Raw genomic sequence first — 21,511 nt, 5'->3', positions numbered from 1 at the left:
AGCAGCACAACGTTCAGTCGCTACTGAACGTCCCGTCCCATGGCGCGCGTGTGACGCGGCTTCCCTGCCGACAGAGCCCTGACTAGCCTACAGCATGCCAAGTTCCAGCGCATAGCGGGTCAAATCGGCGTTACATGCCATTTTCATCTTTTTCAGAACGCGTGCACGGTAACTGGTGACGGTATTCGGGCGCAAATTCAATGCGGTGCCGATCTGCACCAGCGACTGGCCAGCGGCGATGCGCTGGAACACTTGCAATTCGCGCTCGGACAGATTCTCGTGCGCACCCAGCGGTCCCTGCGCAACCAGCATTCCCAGCCGCTCCGCCATTGCCTCGCTGACATATTTCCCTCCAGATCCCACCTTGCGCACGGCCTGCACCAGCACGTCGGCTGAAACATCCTTGGTCAGGTAGCCCGCTGCCCCCAAATGCAGCGCCCGCAAGCCATAGACTTCCTCCGAGTAATGACTCAGTACGACCACTGGCATGCGCGGCCTGGTCAACCGCAGCATTTGCAATAGTTGCAAACCGCTCTTGCCTGGCATGGCAATGTCAACGAGGGCGACATCGAATTCCTCGGAAGCAATACGTTCGCTCGCGTCGTCAAAGGATGCCGCCTGGGCGGCAACGCAAATGTCCGTTGCCGTGCCCAGCATCAGCGACACGCCATTGCGCGCGATGGCATGGTCGTCAACCAAGAGCACCCGAATGTTTTTCGCTTCCATGACCGACGTCCTGAACATGCCTAGCCTAGCGTGAATCGATGATTTTCATGCATTTGATTCTGCGCCCAACGGCAAGCGGCGTCAACGCCAGGCTGAAACCGGCGTGCCTGCGCGGCAAACAAAGCCCATGCGTAGGGGGCCAAGGATGCTTGCAGGGATTCCCCTACTCTTCGATATGAGGAAATTGCTACGCGAGGCAGGGGTTAAGTCTTATATGCACGGTGCTTGCGTGCGCACATACTATTAAGCATGTAGCAAACAATGTAATCAGAAACACAAGACGCTCAATGCAAACCATGAACAGCAATAAGAGGATCCCATGAACGTCCAACTCTCGACCTGTCAATCGTTGCCAGAGAAAAACTACACGGCAAACAATACCTGCGCGAAATGCAGTTCGAAGCTGCGCTGCCTGCCATTTGGCCTGGACGAGCGCGGCGTCGCTCAGCTCGACAGAATTATCGGCAAACGCCACTGGGTGGAACGCAATGAGCTGCTGATACGGGTAGGCGAACCCTTTCATTGCCTGTACATTATTCACGGCGGCCAGTTCAAGACGTTCCGCGATAGCGCACATGGCAAGCAGCATGTGATGGGCTTTCACATGGCAGGCGAAATTCTCGGCATGAACGCCATCAGTACCGGCATTCATGACAGCAATGCGATGGCGTTCGAAGATAGCGAGGTCTGCGAAGTTCCCTTTGCCCAGCTGCAGATCCTGTGCGCCAGCATTCCAGCACTACAACAACATTTCCACCGCATCTTGAGTGAGGAAATCAATCGCGACCAGCGCGTCATGCGCTTCCTGGGCAGCTCGGCCGAGCAGCGCTTTGCCACTTTCCTGCTGGATCTGTCGAACCGTTTCGCGGCCCGGGGATATTCGCGCTACGACTTCACGGTGCTGATGTCACGTGAAGACATCGGGAACTATATCGGCTTGACGATGGAAAGCGTCAGTCGCCTGATGTCGAAGTTCCGCCGCCAGGGCTGGATCAGCACGGACGGCAAAGACCTGCATATCCTCAATCATGCCGCCATCGCGGCGCTGGCCAACGGCGAAAGCATGGAAACAGTATCAGGCATGGAATCGCTCACGGAGCACACCACGGCGATACTGGCCTCCATTTCAAGGACAGCGAAGCAGGCTTGAGCAGCGCCACATCGATGCAGTGCCGGATCCAGCGGCCTTGCATCGGTGCCGGCGCACAGGCTAAGCGCCGCCAAGAATCGGCGGACCGACGCCATGTTCGATGGCGAAGCGCGTCAGCTGCACATTGTTCTTGGCGCGCGTCTTTTCCAACAGGCGCGCCCGGTAAGTCCCCACGGTATTAATGCTCAAATGCAATATTTGCGCGATATCAGCCAGGTCTTCGCCGGCGGCAAGCAGGCGCAGGACTTCCAGCTCGCGGTCCGAGAGTTTCTCGTGCCAGGCCATCCTGCTGCCACTGATCATGTCGGCGAGATCTTCCGTCACTGCCGAGCTGATGTACTTCCCTCCGGAGGCAGCCTTGTGTACCGCCCCGAGCAGTACGGACGCGTTGCAGTTCTTGGTCAGATAGCCGGCAGCGCCGTATTGCAGGGCCCGCACGGCGTACACCGTCTCGGCATACATGGAAAGCATCAGCACGGCAAGGCGTGGTTGCTCCCGGCGAAATTGCTTCAGCAATTGCAAACCGTTCTGATCGGGGAGTCCGATATCGACAATGGCAAGGTCAAATTGCTGAGACTGCAGCAGATACAATGCCGCACGCGCAGTTTCGGCCTCGGCCACAACTTCGATGCCATCATCCGTGCCCAGCATCAGCCGAATGCCGTTGCGGGCGACAACATGGTCGTCCACCAGCAGCACCCTGATTTTTCCGCTTCTCATGCGCCCCCCCGTATCGGCAACTGCAAAACCAGCAAGGTGCCACGCTCGACCGCCATGAAACGGATATCGCCACCAAAATGATGAGCGCGCTCCCGCATGCCCGCCAGCCCCCAGGAGTTGGCCGTCAACAGGCTTTCGCAATCCATGCCCCTGCCATCGTCTTCCACTTCCAGCCGGATCGATGAGTAGGCATGACTGACGCGCACGTCCACCCGCGTTGCCCCGGCATGGCGGACGACATTGGTGAGCGCTTCCTGCAAGATACGGAACAAGGCGGTACTGCGCTCGGGGTCGATCTCCAGCAGAACAGTTTCAGGATGAAGGCGGACATGGCAAATGAGTCCCGCCCTGGCACAGACCTCCTCCGCGTGCCAATCCAGCGCTGCCCAGACACCAAGCTGGTCGAGCACGCTGGGGCGCAGTTCGGTAATCACCCTGCGCACGGCGGCGGTCGCCGTATCGAGCAAGGAACAGGCATCGTCAAGGCGGGGTTGCAGCGTGCCGCCATTGCGCTGGTCATGTATCAGGGCAACGGAAAGGTGGGCCTTGACCCCAGTTAATACACTACCGAGTTCATCGTGCATTTCCCGGGCAATCCGTATACGCTCCCCTTCCTTCACGCGCTCCTGGTGGGCAATGAACTGGCGCAGTTTCTCATGCGATAGTTCCAGCGTTTCCAATGCCAGCTTGCGCACGCTGATATCTTCCACCAAACCCACGTACTGCCGGGTAAGCCCGGTGGCATCGCATACCGTCGTGGCGCTGAGCACGGTCCAGATGGCAGTGCCATCCTTGTGCACATAGCGTTTTTCGATGCGATAGCTGCCGATCTCGCCGCTGCACAGGCGCCGCCCGAACTGCACGCTATTGTCCACGTCGTCGGGGTGCGTCAGTTTCAGGTATCCCTTCGCCAGCAGTTCCGGCCCCGTGTAGCCCAGCATCTCGCACAGCGCCCGGTTTACATTGACCCAGCTGCCATGCATGTCAGCAATGATCATGCCCAGTGTGGCGTTTTCAAACACACCGCGAAAACGTTCCTCGCTGGCATGCAACTGTGCCGCCGCCACGGTGCGCTCGGTAATATCATTGAGTACCAACAACACGACGCCGGGCCCAAAATGTTCCTGGCTCAGCTTGGCCTCCACCATCGCTGAAAATGTGGCACCCTCGCCCTTTTTCATGCGCAGTACGGCCGAACACGATGCGGTGCCAGCGAGGAGGCGCTGGCGTAAAAAGTGAAAGATATCCTGGTCATCCGGCACAATGAAACGCGTGAACGGCTGGCCAGGCAGCATTTCCGGCGAAATGGCCAGCAAGGCCGAAGCGGTGAGATTCGACTGGATGATGATGCCGCGGGCATCCATGCTGACATAGCCGACGGGCGCCTGGTCGTACAGGCGGTTATACAATTCGCCAGTATTCTTCAATGCGGCCTGGGCGGCGCGCAGTTCATCGTTCTGCATTTCCAGCTCGATCTCCCGCACGCTCATTTCTCGCCGCACTGCTTGCAGCGACGCGGGATAACGCTCATGAGAGAGACGCCTGGACGATCCCTGTTGTAATTTCAGCCGCTGCTCCGCATGCTGACGCAATGAGTGCCAATATTGCTCAGTCTGAAAGGGAGCGGCAAAATACTTTCTTCGCTTCGCGCACATAATTCGTTAACCATATCCATCGTTAGCAAGTTGTCCCCCTGCCGCATCACATCTTGGCAAGGTTCATGGATGGAATGTACTAACAAGCAATCTAATTTATATTAGCGCAATAGCGAGCTCAGTCATAGTCGCGAAAAAAATATGCCGTTTTTTTGCACAACATGCGGCCAGAATAACCCGCATGGATCGATGTGATCGCCCGGCGCTGTGGCTCGCCAGGCCGCTGTCCGTCACCAAGCGTTGGGCAGGTTTTCGCCCAGGGCCTTGACTGTTGCCCCCTGGACACAAAGTGGTGACAGCGCATTGCCGGAATCGACCTGAAGGCAGCCCGATACGCAGGTGATCTTGACGATACCTTCGTCCGCCACCTCGACATAGGCGGCACCCTCGCCGTTCAAGGTGGAATGCAGGCGCAAATGGCCATGCAACAAGAGATAATCGCTACCGTTCCGAACTATCCAGATATCTGCATGCATGGAGAGCTTCCTATCGTTGTGCATATGCCCGCTGTGCTGGGCTCTGCCTTGGGTCGACCCAAGCCGTTGCTGGGGAAGGGTGAATGGGGTGCTTGCTGATGTGTACTGTATCGTTCCAAATAGGTACAGTCACGGCAGATGAATGATCTACATCAATGAGGCGAATAACTGAGCCTGACAACAACACAGTTATCAAAAATAGAATGTTATATATTGGAATTTTCTCGCCCGATGGACAAGCTGGTTCTCATGCCATTTGCGGATCTGCCTGGCAGCCGTCGCTAACGTTCCGAACGCACGTCTGCCTGTGCCACATATTCCTGGCACCAGTTCTCATTGATTTCAACGGCATTGCTGCGGAAGAACTTCTTTTCGCGCGAATCGCAGGTACATACATTATGGCGCCCCGAGGCCTTGGCCTTGTACAGGGCATGGTCGGCAGCATTTAGCAGGGTAATGGCCATCGTATCCATTTTAATCAGGGGGAACACCGCCACCCCGATACTTACAGTCACCTTGCACAGGGGACTGCCAAGATGGGAAATGCCTAAACTCTCTATGCCATGACGTATGGTTTCCGCAAGCGATACGGCTCCGGCGATATCCGATCCTGGCAATAACAACACCATTTCCTCGCCGCCATAGCGTGCCGCCATATCGCCCGCCCTGCGCATGCCTGTGGCGACCACGCAGGCAATTTTCTTCAAGCATTCATCACCGGCCACATGGCCATAAAGGTCATTATATTGCTTGAAAAAATCAACATCGACCATCATCAGGCCCAGGGAATTTCCCGCGCGCTGGGCACGACTGAACTCCACAGTCAATGCGTCATCAAAACTGCGTCGATTTGCCAAGCCCGTCAATCCATCCTGCAGGGCGAGGTGCGTCAGAAGCTGGTTGGATACTTTTAATTCATCGCTCGACTCCTTGAATTCCTCCTCGATGATCAGGCGCGAAGTCAGCTGCCTGATCATGCGGCAGCCCAAAAATCCGATGAGCAGGATCAGGGCGCTCAACGCCGCAATTTGCAGACAGCCATCATTACGCCAGGCCCTCAAGGCTTCATCCTGTGACAAGGCAGTCAATACGACCAATGGATAGTCGGTGATTTTACGATAGCTGATGATCCTTGATTTCCCGTCTTGCCCCTGGCTGGCGCGCGTTTCCTTGAGCTTCACCGCCGCCAGGGCTTCCGAAAAGAAAGTCGATGGCCGTGTCTCAATTTCTGGCAGGTCACCATCAAATGGCCTTTTCAGCACGATACGGCCAGCAGCGCTTTGCATCAGGATCGCCCCTTGCTCGCCGATGGAAAACTCTTCGTAGAACTTTCTAAAATAGTCGAGGCGGAGGGTGGCCAGCACAACGCCGCCGAACCGCCCGTCGGGCAGATTGATTCGGCGCGACACTGCCATGATCCAGTCACCATTTGCCTGGTTTCCCACCCCCATCCCTATATACGGCTGCAAGTCATTCTGCTGACGATGGTGGCCAAGATATTCATTGTCTGCGCTATCGAAATGGACTGGCATGCCCGTACCGGAACTGATCAGCGCCCTGCCGTCATCGGCAAACACGACGATTGCCTGCAATTGGGGAAGTTCGGCGACGCGGCTCCTCAACAGCGCCTGCATGCGGGAACGATCGATGTCTGACGGCCCCAAAATGTCGCCGCGCTCGACCAGTCCAAGCAACAGCGTATCGACCTCCTTGAGCGTGTCATAGGCATGCTGTGCGACCGCCTGGCTGACATTCGCAGCCGCGTCGCCCGCCTCGTGCAACCGCACTTCGCGCGCGCGCCATATCGTCGACAACTGGATCGCCAGGATAAAAAGGCATGCCAGCACTACACATCCAGCCGCCAACGCGACCAGGGAAAATTTCCGGAAAACAATCCACCCTGGATGGGTGGCAGAACGCACCGTAGCAGACATAGACTCGCCCTTTTCACTCGGCATACAGATGCAGCAAGACGGAAACGATGCGCGGTGAACGCGGCCCTGGCGTCACTGGAAGTGCCCGGTGGCTCGTCGCAGCCACATTGCCCACATGGGATGCAGCATGCGGCGCCCCCTCCCCCGGCAACGTTCCTGTTGCATCCCGGCATGCAGTTCCTACGCTGGCGCGCATGTCAGGACAGCCTCATACCCGCCGCGCAACAGTCCTAGCTGATCGGGATGTGCTGGCTTGCCTTGCCACTCTTTTTCGGCAAACTGAGGGTCAGCACGCCGTCGGCATAACTGGCGACCACCTTGGCATCGTCGATATCCTGCGCCAGCGTAAAACTGCGGCGCTGTTCGCCGTATGTACGCTCCGTACGCAGCAACTTGCCGGTTTCCACTTCGCTCTCGTGTTTCAATTCGGCCGTGATCGACACGACACCGCCCTCGACGTCCACCTTGATGTCCTCCTTCTTCACGCCGGGAATCTCCGCCTTCACGGTATACGCCACATCCGTTTCCGACACATCGATCTTGATGCGCGGCTCCACATTCCAGTCGCGCAAGGAGGGTCGAAGCTGAAAATCGCGAAACCAGTCCTCGATGCCGTTCAGGGGTTCGAAGCGTGCGATGTCAGAAAATGGATCGAATCGAGTCAGACGATTAACCATGACAATGTTCCCTCCCTTTTACCGGCACCCGGATAGATGCTTGAACTTATGATATTGATTTGCTACAGGAAAATGAATGATGCACATCAAACGGCGCAAGGATCCTTATGCCGGAAAGCGCGGCGGCGCCAGCCATTTCACCACGGAAAGCCGCTGTCTCACCCCGTTCCCTTTGCCAGGAGGGCCGGATCTGCAGCAGCTGACAACAGAACGCATTCCTGGCGCATGGTGCGCACCAGCCTGCTGATCACCATCGGTGACTGGCTGCGGTCAACCTCCACGCTGAAGCTGCACAGCTCGCCCATCGGGGTGATGACGGCCAGGTCGTCCACATCGGCGACCGATACCATCCGGTGCCGGGCGAACGCCGGTCCATACTTGCGTGGAGGCAACTTTGTATCGATCAGCGCCTGGATCGCGCTGGCGCCGTGAACGTCGCCGAATGGTGACGCCGTCGACCACCACGCATCAGGATGCAGCAAGGCTGCCGCCTGCGCGCCGTCGCGCCGGTCCACGCAATCGAGAAATTGCATCAACAACAGGCGCCTGGAATTGCGCGCGGCATAGCTTGTGTGCAGCAGCGCGCGCGCCTGGACGGCATGGGGTTCCTGCAGCTCAGTGGCGTACCAGGTTTGCACGGCCCGGTTTTCATGTGCACTGCGCTGCGCTGCCTGCTCGTCGAGTGCGTAAATCGCCCGCATGCGCTTGTCCAGCACCAGGGGATCCATCGATTTGGGCTCGCCACCGCCGCCCAGACAGCCCCCGACACAGGCCATGACCTCAATGGCGACGAATTGATCGCGCCAGGCCTCTGTCTCCAGCAGATGCTGTGCCGCGGCGATGCCATTGCAAATGGCGACCGCCCCCAAGCCGGCGATCTGCGCTGTCCTGATCCCTGGCCCGATGCCGCGCAGTGGCAGCCACGCCAGCGCCAGCGGCTCTGGCCTGCCGAGCAAGTAGGCGGCGGTACGCAGCATGGCCTCCATGACGCCGCCCGACGCGGCGAAAATCTGCGCGGCACCCGTGCTTTCCCCCAAGGGGTCGTCGAATGCGCCATCGTCGGTCAGCGCATGAAAGGCGATGCCGCGCGACTTGATCATCCTGGCCAGTTCCCGCGTAGTCAGGACATGGTCGACATCGCCGGACAGGCCGGGCCGGACCGCCTCATCCTTCTTGGCCGTGCAGGGCATGACGCTGACCACGTAAGGCTCCTCCCTGCCCTCGGCAAAGGCGGGACCGAGCGTGCGCGCGAAGGCGCTGCGCTTCGTCAAGGCGCCATGCATTTGCTGCGGCGACCGGGTCGTGCTCAGGTGGTCCAGCAGGTCGGGCCGGTTGATTTCCACCCAGTTCACCCATCCCGGGCAACAGGAAGTCAACAGGGGCAAGGGCTGCGCGTTTCCTGCCTGCCCTTGTATACGCGCCAGCAACTCGCTGGCTTCTTCCATGATCGTCAGGTCGGCGCCGAAATTGGTGTCGAACACGTAGTCAAAACCAAGTTGTCGCAAGGCATTGATCATTTTTCCCGTACTGACCTTGCCGGCCTGCATGCCGAATTCTTCGCCGATGGCAACGCGGGTGGCGGGCGCAACTTGCACCACGGAGACGCGCTTGTGCGCATCCAGGGTGTGGAGCACCGCATGCCAGTGCGGCGTCTCGACGAGCGCCCCGACGGGACAGACCAGCGTACATTGACCGCAGGAAACACATTGAGTATTGGCCAGGGTATGGTCAAACACAGTCACCGGCAAGCGCCCCGAGCCGCGTTCGGCAAAGCCGATCACGTATTGCTGCTGTCCCGACGCGCCGCACGCTTCCACGCACAGGCCGCATTCGATGCATTTGGACAGGTCGCGCCAGATACTCGGCGAGGTATGATCGATCAAGCGGTGCTCGGGATGCGCCACCGAGCCGCGCGGCATCTTTTCCCAGCGCTCTTCCCATTGATTTTCGCTGATCAGGCTTTGCAAGCGGCAAGACCCGTTGACTTCGCAGCGCAGGCAATCGTTCGGATGGCGCGCCAGCAGCCATTGTGCATCCATTGCGCGAAATGCTTGCAGGTCGCGCGATGCCGTCTCGACAACGTCGCCTGCTTTTGCCAGCGTGATGCAGGCCGGCTGCAGCTGCGGCTGGCCTGCGACATGCACGAGGCACATGCGGCACACGGCATGAGTGGGCAAGCGCGGATAGTAGCAAAGCGTGGGAATATGCACGCCTGCCTCCCTGGCGGCATCGAGGCAGGTCGCGCCTTCCTCGACGTCAACAGCCCGCCCATTGACCGTCAGCGAGATCATGCGAGCCACCCCCGGCCTACCGCAAAGACGCCGCTGCACCGCGTCAAGCGGCATGCGCGGCTACGGGTAGCGCTAGCCCATGTATTGGCCGCCATTGACATCAAAGGTTGCCCCCGTGATGAAGCCACTGGCGTCGTCGGCCAGGAATGCCACCAGGCGCGCGATGTCCTCGGGCGTGCCGAGCCGCCCAACGGGGATGCCGGCAATGATTTTTTGCAAGACATCGGGGGCGACCTCGGCCACCATGTCGGTATCGCAATAGCCGGGAGCGACCGCGTTGACCGTGATTTTCTTGCGCGCACCCTCCAGCGCCAGCGCCCTGCTAAAACCGAGAATACCGGCTTTGGCGGCGGCGTAGTTGGCCTGCCCAAGCTGGCCCTTCTCTCCATTGACCGAACTGATATTGACGATACGGCCGAACTCGCGCGCCCGCATGCCTTCCATGACATGACGGCACATATTGAACATCGAGCCGAGATTGGTATTGAGGACCTGCCACCACTGATCCGGGTCCATGCGGTGCAATAGCGCATCGCTGGTGATGCCGGCATTGTTGATCAGGATATCGATGGGTCCCAGTTGCTGTTCCACAGCGGCAATGCCGTCGCGGCAGGCGTTGAAATCGCTGACATCCCATCGGAATACGGGAATCGCTGTGGCCTCGGAAAAGGTAGCGGCGGTGTCCGCATTGCTGTGGTAGACAGCGGCGACCCGGTGACCGCCTGCTTGCAATGCGAGCGAAATGGCTTTGCCCAGGCCTCGGGTGCCACCAGTGACGAGTGCGGTTCGTTGCATGAAAATTACTCCCATGGTGGCAATCCGGTCGATATTGCGGCAGCTTAATCCCACACGCTCATGGCGGCAAGCGTGGCCACTACCGGCCAATGTACGCGACTGCGGGCAGTCACGTCACTGGCCCTTCATGACATAGATCAATCGCTGCGAGACTAAAGTGACACATTGCGGCTTGAGGCCAAAGGCGATGCGCGGCAGCAGCATGCGGCTCACGCAGGAACGGAAAACTCCTCGAACGCCGCCAGCGCATTGGCGCAATACATCGCCGACGGCCCGCCGCCCATGTAGATGGCCATGCCCAGGGTCTCTTCGAATTCGGCCCGGGTAGCGCCCAATTTGACGAGAGCCTGGACATGAAATCCGATGCAGGCATCGCAATGGGCCGCGATGCCCAGGGCCAGCGCGATGAACTCCTTGGTTTTCTTGTCCAGCGCACCATCGCGCGTTGCCGCGCGCGCCAGATCGCCAAAGCCTTTCATCACGTCGGGAATATCGGTGCGCAGGGTCGCCAATTGTTGTGACACCGACTGCGTCAATGCGCGATAGCCGCCAGCATGCATGATCATGTTTCCACCTCCCTTCCCAGTTTCATTTTTTCACCGCACAGGTACGAATCCCAAACGGCAGATACGCGGGACAGAAGCGGAAGATGCCTGTCGCCAGGGGAATGACGCCCAGCCAGCCCCAGACGCCGATGGCGCCAGCCAGGGTGGCGGTGATCAGGCCCAGCCCCAACAGTATCCGAATGGCACGATCGATATTGCCGACGTTCGCGTTCATGGTCTTGCTCCTCAATGGTTGATCGTCGCGATGACAACAAGAGACGCGCGCCCTCATTCCCGGTACGCGTCATGCTACATCTGAGCATATTTCATGCCAGCGTTACACGAGGTGAGGAATGGATAGAAAACAGGGACTTGGGACGATGTGGCAGGCAGCAGCGCGCTGCCATTCGACCGGCGGCACTGCCACACTGGCAGCATGGCAGTGCCGCCAGGCCCCGGCCGGCCATCGCTCCCGGCTCCCGCTAGGCGATACCCAGCGCTTTCAGGCGGCGGTACAAGGTGCGCTCGCTGAGGCCCAGGTGGGCGGCCAGTTCCTTGCGCGTGCCGCCGAAGGTGGCGTGCACCTCGGCCAGCGGTATGCTGGCGCCGCGCAGCGCCATGCCTGACGAGGCGCCCTGCTCCACCGGTGCCGCCAGCAGCTGCTCGACGCGGGTCACGCCATCATCGGCGAACAGGCTGGCCCTGTCCAGCACGTTGCGCAGTTCGCGGATATTGCCGGGCCATGGGCGCCGCTGCAGCTGCGCCATGGCATCGGCGTCTATCGTCAAGGGGCGTTTGCCCGCACCGGCGCGGCGCAGGAATGACTGCACCAGCAACGCGATATCGTCCGGCCGCTCGCGCAGCGGCGGCAAGGCAATGGGGAAGGCACTGATGCGGTAATACAAGTCCTGCCGGAACTCGCCCCGCGCCATCATGTGTTCCAGCGACTTGTGGGTGGCGGCGACCAGGCGGAAATTCGCATGTTGGGTCTCGACACTGCCCACGCGCCGGTAAGTGCCCGACTCAATCAGGCGCAGCAGCTTGACTTGCATGGAAAGGGGCACGTCGCCTATTTCGTCAAGAAACAAGGTGCCGCCTTGCGCCGTATCGACCAGCCCCGGTTTGCGCGAGGTCGCGCCGGTGAAGGCGCCCTTTTCGTGCCCGAACAATTCACTTTCAAACAGCGTTTCGGTCAGTCCGGAGCAATCGACCACGACGAACGGTCCTGCGGCCCGCGTGCTGCTTTCATGCACGGCGCGCGCAAACAGTTCCTTGCCGGTGCCTGACTCGCCCAGCAGCAGCACCGACAGCATCGAGGGCGCCACCCGCTGCAATGCCGACAGCACCCGGTTAAATGGCGCGGAACACCCAACCAGCCCTTCCTCGCTCGGCTTGGCCGAAGCGCTGCGCACCACTTCCAGCCGCTCGACATACGCGGTAATAGTGCCGCCGGCATCGAAGATCGGACGCAGTTCGACGGCGACGTGTTCGGGGCCCCGCGGCGTATGGTGGATGTGCAGCACACGGTCGGGTCCGCGCAATTCCCGCGCTTTCTTCATGGGGCAATGTTCACCGGCCTGGTCGCAAGGGGCATCGTAGTGATGCGAGATGCGGTAGCACTTGTGGCCGGTCACCGGCTGGCCGATGCTGCCAAATTGCCGCTGGTAAGCGAGGTTCGCAGCCAGAATGGTGTAATTGGGGTCGAGCACGATAATCGGCTGGACCTCGTGTTCGAGAAACGAGATCAAGGACTGCACCATGGGCGCGCCGGGGGAAGGCTCGATCTTGGTAACCGCTGGCTTTGGCATTGGCGTTGACATGCTGGCTCCTCATTGTGCAGCCATACTGTCGCAGCGCTGCCAATGCGTCAAGTGGCACTGCCACTGCCTGGGAGACTGGGGCCTGAGGCCTGGCACGAACGAGAACAGTGATGTAGATCATGGTCAATCGCCGGCGAGCGGCACTAGCATGAGCCTTGGCTATCTCGTCAACACAAACCGGCCCCTATCCAGACAAGGAGATGCCGCGGTGGCACGCCCAGGCGGTAAAATTCATGCTGGTGACCAGGCTGTCGCTGGAAAAGCGTGACCGTACCGTTCATCACTCCGCTGACAAGTGCGCGACAGCCGGTCATTTACGAACGCTGTCTATTGAAAGGCAAAATGTATGTCTGGCGACACCCATGTTTCTGAACGGATCAAAAACTGCCGCGAAAATCTGCGTATCTCGCAAGTGTTTCTTGCCGAACTGGCGGGCATCAATCCAACGCAGCTTTATCGCTACGAATCAGGAAAAGCCAAACTGCGGCCGGAAGCGGCAGAGAAGATCGCCGCAGCGCTCGGCGTCAGCACCGCCTGGCTCGTGCACGGGACGTTACCTGTTGCAAGAGGGACACAAATCGACCCTCCCGTGCCGGCCGGAGGGGGGCTGATCCTGAAATTCCTGGAACTTCCCCCCGCGCTTGCCTTCGTCGTAAAGCGACTGGCCATGCAAAATGGCAGCACCGTCGAGATGGAAGTGCTGGACCTGGTACATCTGGGCCTTGATGCCATGCGCCAGAAGGACCTGGCTTGCGCCGCATCCGCAGTCAAACCAGCCCTGCCCGCTTCTGACGAGCATTCAACGACACCTTGAACACCCGTGTCGCTGCGGCTGAAGTGGACCGCAGATCCAGGTGCGCCGGCGACAGCATAGTCAGCTTTGGGAGATCCCGGGGGCTGCTGACAACAAACTGTCGGCGCATGCAGGTGTTCCCCTACATTAAATGCCATGTAATTGCCACACAGTACTGAGAGTTTACGCAGTACCTGGTGTACACATGCAAGCACATACTGTGTCCTACTAGAAACAATTGCAGGCGCCATGCACGGCAGAGTGTCGCATATGTCCGGCCTGTGGATTTCCTTCTGCACAGAGGTACTTTGATGAACAAAAATGTTCCTGACATCCGCCTCTCCTTTCCGCCAGACGAAAATCCGCACTATATTCGCGCCGTCACGCAAGTGGGCGACACGCAGGAAGTGATCGCCCATGTGGACATCTTCGAAAGCAATGGCATGAAGTTGGTTGCCAAGGGCACACGTATCGATAGCCGTCTGTTCAACCGGCTTACCCAGCACCGCCTCACGGCACCGCTGGACAGCATGCTCACGGCAAAGCATCCGGTCAATACGCACAGCCTCGTGATGGAGCTGGACAGTGTCGTCAAACATGAAGCTGTCTATCGGCGCATATTGACGCGGACGGGCGACCCGCACGCCATGAAACAAGCGCTCTCCAGCATGCAGCTCGCGCCGGAGGTCATGCTACGCCTGACGGTCATGCGCGAGCGCCGGCCCGAACTGTTCATGCATTCGATACATACGGCACTGATCGCCTTCGCCCTGGCGCAGAGCCTCGATCTGCCCGAGGGGCAACGGGCCGCCATCCTGTTGGGAGCACTTTGCCACGATTTCGGCGAGATGCATACCGACCCCGAAATACTTGTTGCTGAGCACGACATTACCCAAGACGAACGCCGGTACATCCATGTCCACCCCATCACGGGTCATGTACTGGTGCAAGGCTTGTCCGGTTTTTCAAACGATGCCACCCTGGCCATTTTGCAGCATCATGAACGACTCGACGGCAGCGGCTATCCCAACGCCCTGCAGGGCGACAGCATAGCGATGCCCGCACGAGTGCTGGCGGTCGCCGACGTCGCGGAGACCGCCATCCGGCGTTTTGACCTTCTGCGTGTGGAGATGCTGTTCAGGCTCGGTCAGAAGCGCTTTGACAGCAACATCGTCAATGCCTTGCGCGACCTGCTGCACATTACCACCACCGATGCACAGAATATGCGGCCGGCCCGCAATGCAACTGCCCAGGTGGAGCATATGACTGCATTGCTGGAAACGTGGATCACCTTGCGTGGCATCATCAGGCAGGAAGCTGCCCCTGCAAAGCCCGACACCACGGCACTGGAATTCCTGTTCGAACGCATGGCCACCATGCGCTCCTTGATTTTACAGGCAGGATTCGACCCGGAAAGCATGGCGAGCATGCTTGTCATTGCCCAGGATGACCCCGATATGTTGGCAGAATTACGCCACATGCTCGACGAACTGGAGTGGCTGGCATCCGACCTGGCCAATGAAATCGACCGGCGCTCCCCACAACTGAGCCCCCCGGCGCAAGGTGCGCTAAATGGATTGCTGGTGCAGTTACAGCAGATGAAGTAGCGGCGCGTGCTTGAAATTCGAGCAAGATATCCGCAAGTTTCAACTCTCTCCTGCGTCGCGGCGGCACAGGCCAATCCTCGCTATGACTACGCAGCCTGTTCTCAAAGAATATGTGGAATTGCAAGAAATTATTCGCACAGGATCTGCGCCGTGACATCGGGGCCTTGCCAGCAACGCCCTGATGTGGCGGGCGCCATTTGTCGTGATGATTCCATTCCTTGAGCATGCGCAAACGCCCCTGCAAGTTCTGGCAGGCAAAGCCATAGACCCATTCGCACAGCGCCGATGGAATGAAGCGTTCAGCCTTGCCATTGGTCTGAGGTCGACAAGACCAGGTAAAACGATGCCTGTCCAGTTCAGCGCATGTGCGCTGAGATGATCAAGCGAATGCACATCAAAAAAATGGCCCTGGATAATTCTCTTTGAATGATCCAGGGCCATATGTTTTTCACTTTAAGTCAATCAGTTAAAGCGAACTCGTCATTCCCATTCGATGGTCGCCGGCGGCTTGCCCGAAATGTCGTAGACGACGCGGTTGATGCCGCGTACTTCATTGATGATGCGGTTCGACACCTTGCCCAGCAGACTGTGCGGCAGATGCGCCCAGTGGGCCGTCATGAAGTCTTGCGTCTGCACGGCGCGCAGGGCCACCACGTATTCATAGGTGCGGCCATCGCCCATCACGCCCACCGATTTGACGGGCAGGAAGACGGCGAAAGCCTGGCTGGTAGCCTCGTACCAGTTCGCTGGCAGCGCGTCCGGGTCGACGGCCTGGCCGGCGACGAATTCGTAAGGCGTGTTGCGCAGTTCTTCGATGAAGATGGCATCGGCACGGCGCAGCAGGTCGGCGTAGTCTTTCTTGACTTCACCGAGGATGCGCACGCCCAGGCCCGGGCCCGGGAATGGGTGACGGTAGACCATGTCATGCGGCAAGCCCAGGGCCACGCCCAGCTTACGCACTTCATCCTTGAACAATTCACGCAAGGGTTCGAGCAGCTTGAGCTTCATGGTGTCCGGCAAGCCGCCCACGTTGTGGTGGCTCTTGATGGTCTGGCCTTTCTTGCCCTTGCCGGCCGATTCGATGACGTCCGGGTAAATCGTGCCCTGCGCCAGCCATTTTGCGTTGACCAGCTTGCCCGATTCGACCTGGAATACTTCGACGAACTCTCGGCCGATGATCTTGCGCTTCTGCTCCGGGTCGGTGACGCCGGCCAGGTGGCCCATGAACTGGTCTTCCGCATCGACGCGGATGACCTTCACGCCCAGGTTCTTGGCGAACATGTCCATCACCATCTTGCCTTCGTCCAGGCGCAGCAGGCCGTGGTCGACGAAGACGCAGGTCAGCTGGTCGCCGATGGCGCGGTGGATCAGGGCAGCGGCCACGGAGGAATCGACGCCGCCCGACAGGCCCAGGATGACGTCGTCGGTGCCGACTTGCGCACGGATTTTTTCCACCGCTTCGCTGATGTAGTCAGGCATGTTCCAGTCCGACTTGCAGCCGCAGATTTCATGCACAAAACGACCGATCATGGCCTTGCCCTGCACCGTGTGCGTCACTTCCGGGTGGAATTGCACACCGTAGAACTGGCGCTCTTCATCGGCCATGGCGGCGATCGGGCAGCTCGGGGTGTTGCCCATCAGCTTGAAGCCAGGCGGCATCTCCAGCACTTTGTCGCCGTGGCTCATCCACACTTTCAACATGCCGTGGCCTTCGTCGGTGACGAAGTCGGCAATACCGTTGAGCAACTTGGTGTGGCTGCGGGCGCGCACTTCGGCGTAGCCAAATTCGCGTACCAGGCCGTTTTCAACCTTGCCGCCCAGCTGGGCCGCCATGGTTTGCATGCCGTAGCAGATGCCCAGCACAGGCACGCCCAGCTCGAACACGGCTTGCGGCGCACGCGGCGAATCACCGTCCAGGGTAGAGTTGTGGCTGCCCGAGAGGATCACGCCGGCGGCGCCATAGTTGCGCACAAATTCGTCGCTGACGTCATACGGAAAGACTTCGGAAAACACGCCGGAATCGCGCACGCGGCGGGCGATCAACTGGGTGACTTGGGAACCGAAATCGAGAATGAGGATTTTAGAATGCATGATGGGGACTTTATCTGAGGTCATTACAAAACCGGCGCACTAGGCGCCGGTCTGGTCTGTCGCTAATTACTCTGAACGGTAGTTTGGCGCTTCTTTCGTGATCTGCACATCATGGACATGCGACTCGCGCATGCCGGCCGAGGTGATTTCCACAAATTCCGCTTTTTCGCGCAATTCGTCGATGGTTGCGCAACCGCAGTAACCCATCGATTGACGCACGCCGCCGACCAGCTGGAAGATGATCGCCAGCACACTGCCCTTGTAAGCGACGCGGCCTTCGATACCTTCAGGCACGAACTTGTCGGCCTTCATGGTGGCGTCCTGGAAATAACGGTCAGCCGAACCATCGGACATCGCGCCCAGCGAACCCATGCCGCGGTACGATTTGTAGCTGCGGCCCTGGTACAGGATCACTTCGCCCGGTGCTTCTTCCGTACCGGCAAACATGGAACCCATCATGACGGTCGAAGCGCCAGCGGCCAGCGCTTTCGAGATATCGCCCGAGAAGCGGATACCGCCGTCGGCGATACATGGCACGCCTGTGCCTTCCAGTGCTTCGGCAACGTTCGAGATGGCCGTGATTTGCGGCACGCCCACACCGGCGACGATACGCGTGGTGCAAATGGAGCCAGGACCGATACCGACCTTGACTGCATCGGCGCCGTATTCCACCAGCGCCTTGGCGGCAGCAGCAGTGGCGATATTGCCGCCAATCACTTCTACTTGCGGATACTTCGTCTTGATCCAGCGTACGCGGTCCAGGATGCCCTGCGAGTGGCCGTGGGCCGTGTCGACCACCAGCACGTCGACGCCAGCAGCGACCAGCAGGTCGATGCGCTCTTCATCCTTGGCGCCTACGCCGACGGCCGCGCCGACCAGCAGCTTGCCCTGACTGTCTTTCGACGCGAACGGGTGAGAAGTGGACTTCTGGATATCCTTGACCGTGATCAGGCCGCGCAATTCGAATGCGTCGTTGACGACCAGCACGCGCTCGAGGCGGTGCTTGTTCATCAGGCGCTTGGCTTCGGCCGTATCGGCATCTTCATTGACCACCACGAGTTTTTCGCGCGGGGTCATCTTGGCGGAAGCTTCCGCGTCGAGTTCCTTTTCAAAGCGCAAATCGCGGTTGGTGATGATACCGACGACTTCCTTACCCTTGACGACAGGGAAACCGCTGATGCCGTATTGTTCCGTCAGCGCAATCACGTCGCGGATTTTCATATCCGGCGGAATCGTGATTGGATCACGCAATACGCCAGCTTCGAAACGCTTTACGCGGGCCACTTCACGCGCCTGGTCCTTCGGATTCAAATTCTTGTGGATGATGCCGATGCCGCCTTCCTGGGCCATCGCGATCGCCAGGCGGGCTTCCGTCACCGTATCCATGGCTGCGGACAGCAAGGGAATATTCAGGGTGATATTGCGGGTCAGGCGAGTTTTGAGGGACGTATCGGCGGGCAGAACGTTGGAGTAGGCTGGGACGAGCAGCACGTCATCGAATGTGAGTGCTTTTTGAAGTAGACGCATAGCATTTCCTATTGGCGCAAAAGCAGATTATACAGAAATTATCAGCTTTTGTCTTGAACCATTGCAAACCACTGCCGCCATAGTGAAAATGCGGCTGTTGCATTTTTCAAAAGGTCTGGAAAGGTCTAGAAAAGTCTACATTTTCGCCCTCATTTCGCCCTCATTTTTTATCGTATTTCGCGCCATGTGCCACTTGCTTGCTGAGGTGGCGCAACGGTCGCTGGCCGCTAAGGATGACAATAAGATAAGGATTGTTCAAAGGACGGTAATGAGGCATAAACTTGCAGCCATCATCGTACCAGCTCTGTGTGCCTGCACTATAAATGACAGCGCTCGCAATGGCAGTGGCGACGTTATTGGCATGAACAGCTTCGCCCTCGCCGCCCGCTACGGCACGCCCGCCAGCTATCAACACCTTTGAGAATATCTGCAGCTGAACTATGGCAGCACGGCGGCCGGCGGCCAGGTCATCGTTCTGGTCGACCAGGCGCAGCGAGTGGCTGGCTGGGCGTCATCGGGCAATCATTGCAAGAAGGTGGAATAGACCTTAAAAGACGTGCTGGAGTGACTTTATCGCAGCATGCGCGCCTCGCTCTTCGACAGCTCGCGTTCTTTGAGATCGATATCGATCAGCCACCCGCCTCGTTCCAACTGCTCGGGCCGGCTCTCAAATGCTTCCCGCAACAACAAGCCTCCCAACTCGAACGACTCTTCCGACATCCACTCGATGTGGCAGTCTATCAAACGCCCCTCCGGAAACGTGGAAATCTGGTGCCTGCGCAGCTCGGCGCAAGTGGTGTTCCGATGCAGCACATTTGAGTAGTCGTCGGCCACAGCAAGCAACCCGCGCGAGCCACTGCTCTCGCGCGCAAGTTTTTTCGGTAGCGCTACTCCAGATCTATACAGCTCCTTGACGCGGAATCCGATAGCGTTTTCCGGTACGAAAAGTTTGCATACCCAGGTCTGGGCGACCTCCCGGGCTTGGCCAGCTTCATCTCTCGTTACTTCAATGCCGCTGATTACAATATTCCATCCCTGCACCCGCACCAGCCTGGGCCTGGCCAGTTGCGCCAGAATGCGCGGCGCGCCTATCGTCTGCAGGCGTGCCACCTTTGAAGGGCGTCGATTCCCCTCCAGCGTTACGTTGACCACCAACAGTTCGAGCAGTATGGCGCCCTCTACTACCGGTGCAGGGGCCGCCAGTACTGCCCCATCCTCTCGCCGCCTTGATGCCCAAGCTTTCATCAGCCACCTTAAAAATACTGTACAAAAACACAGTATATTGCCAGACAAGGGAAACCAGAAGGCGAAATTTGTAACTAGAAGAGCCCGCCTTGCTCCGCTGGCGCGGCCGGCGCCGGTGTTTTTGCACGGGATCGCGGCTGCATAGGGTCGGGCTGCGCGACAAGCAGTTCCGCTGGATACTGCCGATAAACATCCTATTCCGACACCATAGAATCGTCCGGCCAGCCTTGATACTGGCCAGGAGCCAGGATCATCATCACGTGCTTTTCGTCGGCCGGCTTGTGGAATCATTGCGTCAGTGGGTGACCGTCGGCGTTGATCATCAGCATTGAGAACGACAGCAACTGATCTACCGGCCGACACTCCCGGCCGGCGCGCAAGCAACATGGATCAGTCTAGATCGATATTTTGGCTGACGTAATATCCAGTCAGCATGTCCATTACATCAAACAGATGGTCACATTCCAGCAGTTTTCCTTCTGCTTCCAGCAGACTCTGTAACTCAAGGCAGGCGGAATATATGGCGTCGCGCGTCATGCCGTCCGCATGTAATTGCACAACGCAGGCGCGCAAAGCTGCAACGGGATGTTGTTGGCTCAGGCAAGCGCGCATGGCGGGAAGAGGCGAACTTGTGGACATGGTTATAACATGCGTTTGGAAGTGTGGCGACTATACCACCGGCAGCATGGAACTAATCGTGCATAGAGCATTTTTAGTATAGGCCACAAACCACAACGCCATCCCGCAGGCTCGCGTTGTGGTCACTGTCGCTGCCTGACCGGGACGGTAACCCACGTCTGGCGAGCCAGCTTGTGATCTGCCCGGTGCGGCACCATGCCGAACATGGAGGGAGCGATTTCAAGCTCGCCCGGCACCTCATGCGAGCCACGCAAGATAGAAGCCATGTAGCCGGGCCATGCGTCGGGCGGCAGATCAAGCAGCGGATATCCGGCTCGAAAACTTTCTTCGATCTGCTCTTTACGGCTGGGAGTGTAGTCAGCGCACATAACACTAATATAACGGTTTTTGCACGAGCTTGTTTCTGACGTAATTACAAAAGGATATTTTTCAAATGCCATAGATGGAACTAATCTAAGACTTCGCAAATCTTCCTATAAACCGACTTGACGGAGAAGCCCCATGGACACCTGTCAAAATATGCAACATAGAGGTTATGAGTACCAGATAACCAGTTACAGAAAGGGTGATGGAATGTTTCAAGGAATGATCCTGCTTACCGCTCATGGAGGCATTCAGTACACACCAATTATTAAAATCCCGACACCCAGCGCTTTCAAAGCGGAGCGTGCGGCAAAGATTGAAGCTTCGGCTCTCGCTTGCCAACTTATAGAAACCGGCGCGCTGGTTGCACTCGTGCCCCAAGATGACAGTTCCAGTTCCAGTTCGTGGCCGTTATCATCTGAAACTTCCTCTAGAGTAGGATACCTGTAGTTGATGT

21 protein-coding genes are annotated in these 21,511 nt (G+C 58.5%); 5 read left to right on the top strand and 16 right to left on the bottom strand.

What is annotated here, in order from left to right:
* Positions 1-87: 87 nt before the first annotated feature.
* Positions 88-726 (bottom strand): response regulator transcription factor, encoded by a 639-nt coding sequence (locus CLU92_RS05110; RefSeq protein ID WP_101484499.1) that lies wholly within the window; start codon positions 724-726, stop codon positions 88-90.
* Positions 727-1,045: 319 nt separating this feature from the next.
* Between CLU92_RS05110 and CLU92_RS05105 the strand changes: the two genes are divergently transcribed.
* Positions 1,046-1,876: a helix-turn-helix domain-containing protein gene (locus tag CLU92_RS05105; RefSeq protein ID WP_101481003.1), complete on the top strand. Its 831-nt coding sequence runs from the start codon at positions 1,046-1,048 to the stop codon at positions 1,874-1,876.
* Between the two features lie 60 nt (positions 1,877-1,936).
* Here the strand turns inward: CLU92_RS05105 and CLU92_RS05100 are convergent, their stop codons facing one another.
* The 10 genes from CLU92_RS05100 to CLU92_RS05055 form a co-directional block, all read right to left on the bottom strand.
* Positions 1,937-2,596: a response regulator transcription factor gene (locus tag CLU92_RS05100; RefSeq protein WP_101481002.1), complete on the bottom strand. Its 660-nt coding sequence runs from the start codon at positions 2,594-2,596 to the stop codon at positions 1,937-1,939.
* Positions 2,593-4,251 (bottom strand): PAS domain S-box protein, encoded by a 1,659-nt coding sequence (locus CLU92_RS05095; RefSeq protein WP_101481001.1) that lies wholly within the window; start codon positions 4,249-4,251, stop codon positions 2,593-2,595. The genes CLU92_RS05100 and CLU92_RS05095 overlap by 4 nt, the downstream gene beginning before the upstream one ends.
* A 230-nt stretch (positions 4,252-4,481) precedes the next feature.
* Positions 4,482-4,727, bottom strand: coding sequence for a hypothetical protein (locus CLU92_RS05090; RefSeq protein ID WP_143452540.1), 246 nt, complete (start codon positions 4,725-4,727; stop codon positions 4,482-4,484).
* A gap of 281 nt (positions 4,728-5,008) precedes the next feature.
* Positions 5,009-6,661, bottom strand: coding sequence for a sensor domain-containing diguanylate cyclase (locus CLU92_RS05085; RefSeq protein WP_180338432.1), 1,653 nt, complete (start codon positions 6,659-6,661; stop codon positions 5,009-5,011).
* A gap of 230 nt (positions 6,662-6,891) precedes the next feature.
* Positions 6,892-7,338, bottom strand: a complete 447-nt coding sequence (locus tag CLU92_RS05080; protein WP_101480998.1) for an Hsp20/alpha crystallin family protein — start codon at positions 7,336-7,338, stop codon at positions 6,892-6,894.
* 158 nt (positions 7,339-7,496) lie between these two features.
* Positions 7,497-9,629 (bottom strand): [FeFe] hydrogenase, group A, encoded by a 2,133-nt coding sequence (locus CLU92_RS05075; protein WP_101480997.1) that lies wholly within the window; start codon positions 9,627-9,629, stop codon positions 7,497-7,499.
* 72 nt (positions 9,630-9,701) lie between these two features.
* A complete protein-coding gene (gene phbB, locus CLU92_RS05070) occupies positions 9,702-10,424 on the bottom strand; it encodes an acetoacetyl-CoA reductase (protein WP_101480996.1) in 723 nt (240 codons plus the stop codon).
* 209 nt (positions 10,425-10,633) lie between these two features.
* Positions 10,634-10,984 (bottom strand): carboxymuconolactone decarboxylase family protein, encoded by a 351-nt coding sequence (locus CLU92_RS05065; protein ID WP_101484498.1) that lies wholly within the window; start codon positions 10,982-10,984, stop codon positions 10,634-10,636.
* Positions 10,985-11,012: 28 nt separating this feature from the next.
* A complete protein-coding gene (locus tag CLU92_RS05060) occupies positions 11,013-11,204 on the bottom strand; it encodes a DUF2892 domain-containing protein (protein WP_101480995.1) in 192 nt (63 codons plus the stop codon).
* 247 nt (positions 11,205-11,451) lie between these two features.
* The gene (locus tag CLU92_RS05055) at positions 11,452-12,789 is read right to left on the bottom strand and encodes a sigma-54 interaction domain-containing protein (RefSeq protein WP_373917441.1); all 1,338 of its coding nucleotides are present in this window, start codon (positions 12,787-12,789) and stop codon (positions 11,452-11,454) included.
* Between the two features lie 346 nt (positions 12,790-13,135).
* Here CLU92_RS05055 and CLU92_RS05050 point away from each other — a divergent pair, with 346 nt between their 5' ends.
* Positions 13,136-13,603, top strand: coding sequence for a helix-turn-helix transcriptional regulator (locus CLU92_RS05050; protein WP_101480993.1), 468 nt, complete (start codon positions 13,136-13,138; stop codon positions 13,601-13,603).
* A gap of 290 nt (positions 13,604-13,893) precedes the next feature.
* On the top strand, positions 13,894-15,189 hold the full coding sequence (locus CLU92_RS05045) for an HD-GYP domain-containing protein (protein ID WP_101480992.1): 1,296 nt from the start codon (positions 13,894-13,896) through the stop codon (positions 15,187-15,189).
* A gap of 480 nt (positions 15,190-15,669) precedes the next feature.
* Here the strand turns inward: CLU92_RS05045 and guaA are convergent, their stop codons facing one another.
* A complete protein-coding gene (gene guaA / locus CLU92_RS05040) occupies positions 15,670-17,280 on the bottom strand; it encodes a glutamine-hydrolyzing GMP synthase (RefSeq protein ID WP_101480991.1) in 1,611 nt (536 codons plus the stop codon).
* Between the two features lie 66 nt (positions 17,281-17,346).
* Entirely contained in the window at positions 17,347-18,807 is a 1,461-nt protein-coding gene (guaB, locus tag CLU92_RS05035) for an IMP dehydrogenase (protein WP_071077665.1), read from the bottom strand.
* 61 nt (positions 18,808-18,868) lie between these two features.
* On the opposite strand from guaB, the gene CLU92_RS05030 reads away from it, so the two are divergent.
* The gene (locus tag CLU92_RS05030; protein WP_143452539.1) at positions 18,869-19,228 is read left to right on the top strand and encodes a hypothetical protein; all 360 of its coding nucleotides are present in this window, start codon (positions 18,869-18,871) and stop codon (positions 19,226-19,228) included.
* Between the two features lie 149 nt (positions 19,229-19,377).
* Here the strand turns inward: CLU92_RS05030 and CLU92_RS05025 are convergent, their stop codons facing one another.
* The 3 genes from CLU92_RS05025 to CLU92_RS05015 form a co-directional block, all read right to left on the bottom strand.
* A complete protein-coding gene (locus tag CLU92_RS05025) occupies positions 19,378-20,052 on the bottom strand; it encodes a hypothetical protein (protein WP_101480989.1) in 675 nt (224 codons plus the stop codon).
* Between the two features lie 390 nt (positions 20,053-20,442).
* Positions 20,443-20,691: a hypothetical protein gene (locus CLU92_RS27385; RefSeq protein ID WP_143452538.1), complete on the bottom strand. Its 249-nt coding sequence runs from the start codon at positions 20,689-20,691 to the stop codon at positions 20,443-20,445.
* A 122-nt stretch (positions 20,692-20,813) separates the two neighbouring features.
* Positions 20,814-21,131, bottom strand: a complete 318-nt coding sequence (locus CLU92_RS05015) for a hypothetical protein (protein ID WP_143452537.1) — start codon at positions 21,129-21,131, stop codon at positions 20,814-20,816.
* A gap of 61 nt (positions 21,132-21,192) precedes the next feature.
* Here CLU92_RS05015 and CLU92_RS27380 point away from each other — a divergent pair, with 61 nt between their 5' ends.
* Positions 21,193-21,504 (top strand): hypothetical protein, encoded by a 312-nt coding sequence (locus CLU92_RS27380; protein WP_143452536.1) that lies wholly within the window; start codon positions 21,193-21,195, stop codon positions 21,502-21,504.
* The last annotated feature ends 7 nt before the right edge of the window (positions 21,505-21,511 follow it).

Source organism: Janthinobacterium sp. 61 (genome assembly GCF_002846335.1).
In the GTDB taxonomy this organism is placed as follows: domain Bacteria; phylum Pseudomonadota; class Gammaproteobacteria; order Burkholderiales; family Burkholderiaceae_D; genus Janthinobacterium.
This window is presented reverse-complemented; position numbering and strand designations above follow the sequence as displayed.

Bases quoted from the DNA above. Each gene is read 5' to 3' on its own strand.
- CLU92_RS05110 (WP_101484499.1), bottom strand. From the start codon at position 726: ATGGAAGCGAAAAACATTCGGGTGCTCTTGGTTGACGACCATGCCATC.
- CLU92_RS05105 (WP_101481003.1), top strand. From the start codon at position 1,046: ATGAACGTCCAACTCTCGACCTGTCAATCGTTGCCAGAGAAAAACTAC.
- CLU92_RS05100 (WP_101481002.1), bottom strand. From the start codon at position 2,596: ATGAGAAGCGGAAAAATCAGGGTGCTGCTGGTGGACGACCATGTTGTC.
- CLU92_RS05095 (WP_101481001.1), bottom strand. From the start codon at position 4,251: ATGTGCGCGAAGCGAAGAAAGTATTTTGCCGCTCCCTTTCAGACTGAG.
- CLU92_RS05090 (WP_143452540.1), bottom strand. From the start codon at position 4,727: ATGCATGCAGATATCTGGATAGTTCGGAACGGTAGCGATTATCTCTTG.
- CLU92_RS05085 (WP_180338432.1), bottom strand. From the start codon at position 6,661: ATGTCTGCTACGGTGCGTTCTGCCACCCATCCAGGGTGGATTGTTTTC.
- CLU92_RS05080 (WP_101480998.1), bottom strand. From the start codon at position 7,338: ATGGTTAATCGTCTGACTCGATTCGATCCATTTTCTGACATCGCACGC.
- CLU92_RS05075 (WP_101480997.1), bottom strand. From the start codon at position 9,629: ATGATCTCGCTGACGGTCAATGGGCGGGCTGTTGACGTCGAGGAAGGC.
- phbB (WP_101480996.1), bottom strand. From the start codon at position 10,424: ATGCAACGAACCGCACTCGTCACTGGTGGCACCCGAGGCCTGGGCAAA.
- CLU92_RS05065 (WP_101484498.1), bottom strand. From the start codon at position 10,984: ATGCATGCTGGCGGCTATCGCGCATTGACGCAGTCGGTGTCACAACAA.
- CLU92_RS05060 (WP_101480995.1), bottom strand. From the start codon at position 11,204: ATGAACGCGAACGTCGGCAATATCGATCGTGCCATTCGGATACTGTTG.
- CLU92_RS05055 (WP_373917441.1), bottom strand. From the start codon at position 12,789: ATGTCAACGCCAATGCCAAAGCCAGCGGTTACCAAGATCGAGCCTTCC.
- CLU92_RS05050 (WP_101480993.1), top strand. From the start codon at position 13,136: ATGTCTGGCGACACCCATGTTTCTGAACGGATCAAAAACTGCCGCGAA.
- CLU92_RS05045 (WP_101480992.1), top strand. From the start codon at position 13,894: ATGAACAAAAATGTTCCTGACATCCGCCTCTCCTTTCCGCCAGACGAA.
- guaA (WP_101480991.1), bottom strand. From the start codon at position 17,280: ATGCATTCTAAAATCCTCATTCTCGATTTCGGTTCCCAAGTCACCCAG.
- guaB (WP_071077665.1), bottom strand. From the start codon at position 18,807: ATGCGTCTACTTCAAAAAGCACTCACATTCGATGACGTGCTGCTCGTC.
- CLU92_RS05025 (WP_101480989.1), bottom strand. From the start codon at position 20,052: ATGAAAGCTTGGGCATCAAGGCGGCGAGAGGATGGGGCAGTACTGGCG.
- CLU92_RS27385 (WP_143452538.1), bottom strand. From the start codon at position 20,691: ATGTCCACAAGTTCGCCTCTTCCCGCCATGCGCGCTTGCCTGAGCCAA.
- CLU92_RS05015 (WP_143452537.1), bottom strand. From the start codon at position 21,131: ATGGCATTTGAAAAATATCCTTTTGTAATTACGTCAGAAACAAGCTCG.
- CLU92_RS27380 (WP_143452536.1), top strand. From the start codon at position 21,193: ATGGACACCTGTCAAAATATGCAACATAGAGGTTATGAGTACCAGATA.